This window comes from Acinetobacter lwoffii (genome assembly GCF_024129115.1).
GTDB lineage: Bacteria > Pseudomonadota > Gammaproteobacteria > Pseudomonadales > Moraxellaceae > Acinetobacter > Acinetobacter lwoffii_T.
Window position 1 is genome coordinate 1 of sequence record NZ_JAMXXO010000043.1, and the last position, 5,014, is coordinate 5,014.

The 5,014-nt window shown below is 39.8% G+C and carries 4 protein-coding genes; 1 reads left to right on the plus strand and 3 read right to left on the minus strand.

Annotated features, from left to right (window positions below; translation table 11 throughout):
- Positions 1 to 580: 580 nt before the first annotated feature.
- Complete coding sequence (gene estT, locus NI470_RS15400) at positions 581 to 1,423, plus strand: macrolide hydrolase EstT (protein WP_096221660.1); 843 nt, start codon at positions 581 to 583, stop codon at positions 1,421 to 1,423.
- A 49-nt stretch (positions 1,424 to 1,472) separates the two neighbouring features.
- On the opposite strand, the gene NI470_RS15405 is transcribed toward estT, so the two are convergent.
- From NI470_RS15405 to mobC, 3 genes are all read right to left on the minus strand, one after another.
- Positions 1,473 to 2,375: a replication initiation protein gene (locus tag NI470_RS15405; RefSeq protein WP_044103695.1), complete on the minus strand. Its 903-nt coding sequence runs from the start codon at positions 2,373 to 2,375 to the stop codon at positions 1,473 to 1,475.
- Between the two features lie 286 nt (positions 2,376 to 2,661).
- A complete protein-coding gene (locus tag NI470_RS15410) occupies positions 2,662 to 4,563 on the minus strand; it encodes a relaxase family protein (RefSeq protein ID WP_044103697.1) in 1,902 nt (633 codons plus the stop codon).
- A partial coding sequence (mobC, locus tag NI470_RS15415) for a plasmid mobilization relaxosome protein MobC (protein ID WP_338149789.1) occupies positions 4,560 to 5,014 on the minus strand: 455 nt, incomplete at its 5' end. The genes NI470_RS15410 and mobC, both read right to left, overlap by 4 nt.

Sequence of the window (5,014 nt, forward strand, 5' to 3'; positions counted from 1 at the left end):
AAATCGGACTTTGTAAACCTTATTACGTTTGATCGCTGTCATGCTTTTGCCTTTGCTTTTGGGGGTTTCGGGGGCTTGCCCCTGAACAAGGTCATGGAACACATCTGCGTAGCAGAGGGGTCTCCATGTATCCTTGCATTCCATTACGGTAGCAGACCCCTAGACGTAATTCAATTAAGCAAGTCATGGTAAGTCTGTGGACAAAGGAAAACCCTGTGATCTAACCTGTGTGCAACTCAACGTATAACTGCTTTATCGTTATGTGGAGTTGTGCATCGTGTTTAGGCACAGATCAGGTTTTACGGTCGCTTGCGATTGTCCACAGACGTTGCTCATTCCCTTAAATAATAATTTTTAAAAATGAAAAGGGAAAAAAGCACCCAAGAGGGCTGATATCTGATTTAGGCTTCGTGTCTCAATAAAATTGATTAGAATCTGTATTCGTAGCCAAAATCTATGCTAGGCTAGGGTGAGAATGGAACAACAATGACAGGAGCAATTCACCGCTGTTCTTAAGTTTTTGCTATCTGGGTAAAATTTTACTTTGTTATATGATTGACTATTGGAAATACAGGAAAAAATGAAAGATAAAATAATTACAGCGAACAACATTAGTCTTTATACAGAAAGTTTTGGATTTGAATATAACCCTACAATTTTATTAGTTGCAGGAGCGACAGTTTCAATGCTTTATTGGGACACAAAGTTTTGCCAAAAATTAGCAGAAAAAGGTTTTTTCGTAATTCGTTACGACAACAGAGATGTCGGAAAATCAACTTTCTATGAGTTAGGTAAATCAACATACGATATTGTTGATTTGACAAACGATGCAATTTCAATCTTAGACGGTTACAATATTGAACAAGCACATTTTTTAGGTATGTCTTTAGGTGGGCTAATTTGTCAAATTGCTGCAATAAAATATCCAGATAAAGTAAAATCATTAATACTTTTATCTACAGGACCTTGGGGAGATTCTAACCCAAACATTCCTGAAATGGACACAAGAATTCTGGACTTTCACAGAAAATCGGAGACTGTTGATTGGGAAAATGAAGATAGTGTCGTGAACTATATGATTGAAGGCTCTGCTTTAATGAGTGGAAGAAAGCAATTTGACAAATTAAAATGTGAAAACTTAATAAGAGCTGAGTTTAATAGAGCCAACAATTATATAAGTATGTTCAATCACGCTACATTACAAGGGGGTGAAGAGTATTGGAATAGATTAGACGAAATTAAACAGCCGACTTTAATCATACATGGTACTGATGATTTAATATGGCACTTTAAAAACACAGATGTTTTACTTGAAAGGATAGAAAAATCAAAATTAGTTATACTTAAAAAAACAGGACACGAATTACACTTTGAAGATTGGAATACTATAATTAACGGGATAACCAACCATATAAATAATTGAAAAATTAAAAATAAAATCATCTAATGAAATACAGCCTAAAAGTAACGGTTTATTTAGTTTTTTCATCTTTCAATCTTCTGTAGTAAGTTGCTCTACTGATACCTAAAATCAGCCAAGGCTTTTTTTCCGTTACACTATCTTTCCTTCGAATAATCCCAGACTGGATACCCCCTAATTTACCCTTTCTACTTTGACGGTCTATGAATTCCTGGTAGTGATAACCGTCTTTCTTCCAACAATATCGAGCAATGGACTTGGCAGTGGCTTTGACTTCGCTATACGGCAATGGCTCTATAAACGCACTATTTGCGTTCTGGCACTGCTCTAAGACTTTCCCTAGCCAAATAGCAAACGTACTGCCTCGATGCGCTCTAATCGCCTTATATGCCCAATATCTAACTGTATCGAACATCATACAGTTCCGCCCAAGCCCTGAAACCTCTTTTAAGTCGGTTTTTAGTTCCTGAAGCTCTACAAAATCGGCTAAATAATTTAGATCGTATGGTTGAACGCCAAAGGTATGATTTTCCCATGTTCCGTGACATGGATTTTTAGTGATTAACCCCGTATAGCCACGATCTGCACCTAACGCCAAGCTATACGCCTGCTCAATCTTGGCAAGGTACTGTATGACATTCTGCTTTGCTCGATGCGTGGTACACACTGGAGCTAAAAGCATATAGCCAATATGTGCATGTCCATTTTGGCGATTTTTGGCTATCCACGTTGGGGTCGGTAAATTTGCGTCAGACCACGCAAAATAAGCGTCTTGGCGGTCTATATCGAACACCAACGAGCTAACAAGACAAGGGGGATTATGCTGAATATATGGCTTCTGGATTGCGGTACGTTTTGGGCGAATAACCACCCCGTACCCTAAATCATCCGAGCAATACGGTTTTTTTGGGAGTTTTTCGTAAAAATCGTCTGAAAATTGCGTTTTATTGAGCATGAAACACGTCCAAGTGTTGCATTGGCTCAAAACATCAGTAAAATACAAGTATCGAATTTGAGTTTTACGGATGCTTTAAGCGTTTGTTTAACAAAGAGAAAAAAGCGGGTTTGCAGACCTGCTTTTTTTTCGCCTGATGAAAATATTACACCTTTTTGAATTGCTGTCAAATGACTGATTTTCAAAACAAAATATTGCGACAAATTGTCGCAAATATGCGACCTTTTGAAGATGCTTTTTTTTCGAGGACAGCATTGCAAAGGCAATGCTCCGCAGAAAAAAAGTATCAAAATCTAGGTGAATAACTCCTGTCATTTTTACGTTGTTGCTCCAGTTGCAACTCTCTACGTCTGTCCAGCTCATCTAAAGCCTTAAAGATATTTGTTTGATCAAACCCTCGAATTTTTCGTGATACTGTTGCACTGAGTCTAGTTTCCTTTGAAGCTGTTGGGTCAATGGTGCTGTCTGCTTCTCGATTTCTGTATAGATCATCGTTGGCAATAGTTCGTTGATCTCGTTCTTTAGATTTAACCCAGTCACTAATTGCTCTAAATGGCTCTGTAATCGCTGTTTTAAGCTGCTCTCCAAGTTTTGTAATAAAGTCTCTGATAGCTTCGGATTCTGTAGCTGTCTGATATGATTTTTCATCTCTTTTTCTTTCTCGGTCAGCATGTTGAAGTGAGTTATCAATTTGTTGCAGTAGCTCTCTAGTTCGCTTATCGTTTTGCTCTGCGTTTGAATGAGCTGTAATGCTTGCTCTTGCTGCTTCTGTTGCTCTTTGAGCTGCTGCTGTTGCTGCTCGATAATCTGCAATAACTGTGCTTCGAGATTCATTTAATTGGTTTCCTGCACTATTCGCATATTGTTGCTGTACTGCTGCGCTTTCGGGTCGATCTGGACGCACCAGTCCCATTTTTTCTCTGTCCCACACTTCTGAATATTCAGGCTCGCCCCTTGGCTTTTTAGCCACTGGACTTTGTTCTCCATCTCTGTGATGTCGCTGTACTTGCTTTTGCTGACGTATCCCAGACAAATACTGCTGATAAGCGTTATACATGCCAGTGAAATCAAGGCTATATTCGATGTAATAAGGGTTTTCTTTAATTTGGCTGCTTGGGCTGTTTCTTGGCTCAAGCCGTTCAACTGCTGCAAGTTCGCTTGTAGCTGTTTGATCTGCTGTTGTTGTTCTTGCAATAGGGCTGTCATGCCTTGTTGCTGCTGCTTCTTGGTTTGAGCTGTAGTCTGGTCGATCTGCTGCAATATCTCGTTCGTTGCTTCGCTCTGTTTCTGCTGTATATCCGTTTTGGTGCTGTCGATACTGCTGCTCAAGCTCTGTGCTTCGCTTTGCACTGTATTCCGCATATCTTTGAATATCTGACTGATTTCGCTGTTCAGCTTCTCGTCTATATCGTTCTGATGCTGCGATAGTAAGTTGTTGGCTCGTTTCTGTAAGTCTAAAATCTTGCTCATAGATTGCACCTGTAAGCCTTATCGGGCGGGCTTTTTCGTCATCATTCGGATTTTTAATGGATAGGCTTTTCTTGGTTTCTCTGGTGACTTCAAGACCAAGATCCAATAGCCATTTTTTCATGCTCTGCCGATCTGTAATTAGTCCACTTTCAACGGCTCTCGTTGCTTCAATATCAAGCGTTTCCTTGATCTCATTAACAGTTTTAGGCAAGTTTTTTGCCGTTGTAACGGCTTGGCGATAGAGGGGGTCATCTGCATCATGCAGCTGATATTCATAGTTTGTAATCTTCTTAAACAGATCAATACGAGGACGATCAGCTTTATCATAATAAGGCTGTAAACGTTGTCCTGTAAGTATTTCAACATTAGGGATTAGGAAGTTAAGCTCTAATCTTCGCTCCCCTGTTTCTTCGTTTAATTTGTCTTGATGCTCAATCCACAAGACACGGTACTGGCTCTGATCCATGCCAGGGAATAAGGCTTGCTCAAAATCCTGCATGATTTTTTGTTTATCCTGGTCAGATAAATCATGCTCATAAAAAGACAAACAACCACTGGTATATTTTTTGGCAAAAGGAGACGTATCAATTAATCCAGATACTTCGGAAACATCGCCCTGTAGGACTTTTGCATAATCTCGATCACGGTCTTTACCAAGCAAATAATCCAATGGCCCTTTACTTAAACCGTTCCCATATCTAAAGAATTGAACAATCATTTTTTCAATTCCTTTAAGGTCTGATCAATCCCTATTAACAGGTGCAAAAGCCTTGCAGCATCAAGGGGGCGACTGCTTGCGATATCAGTATTTATTGCCTTTGCAATCTGATTGATGTTGCCCCCAATTCGGGATAGCTCAAGCAAAAAATCACGGTCTAATTTTGTGTAGTGATTTTCCTGATTCTTTTTTTTGGCGTTGCCTTGAGTTGCATCAATTTGGGCAAGTGAAGTATCCCTTAGATATTTGGCAATATTTAGGATATTGGCATCTTTGATTTTCTGTACCTCTGCATCAGAAAATCGGACTTTGTAAACCTTATTACGTTTGATCGCTGTCATGCTTTTGCCTTTGCTTTTGGGGGTTTCGGGGGCTTGCCCCTGAACAAGGATACATGGAGACCCCTCTGCTACGCAGATGTGTTCCATGACCTTGTTCAGGGGCAAGCCCC

Coding starts and splice junctions, on each gene's coding strand:
- estT (WP_096221660.1), top strand. CDS start 581: ATGAAAGATAAAATAATTACAGCGAACAACATTAGTCTTTATACAGAA.
- NI470_RS15405 (WP_044103695.1), bottom strand. CDS start 2,375: ATGCTCAATAAAACGCAATTTTCAGACGATTTTTACGAAAAACTCCCA.
- NI470_RS15410 (WP_044103697.1), bottom strand. CDS start 4,563: ATGATTGTTCAATTCTTTAGATATGGGAACGGTTTAAGTAAAGGGCCA.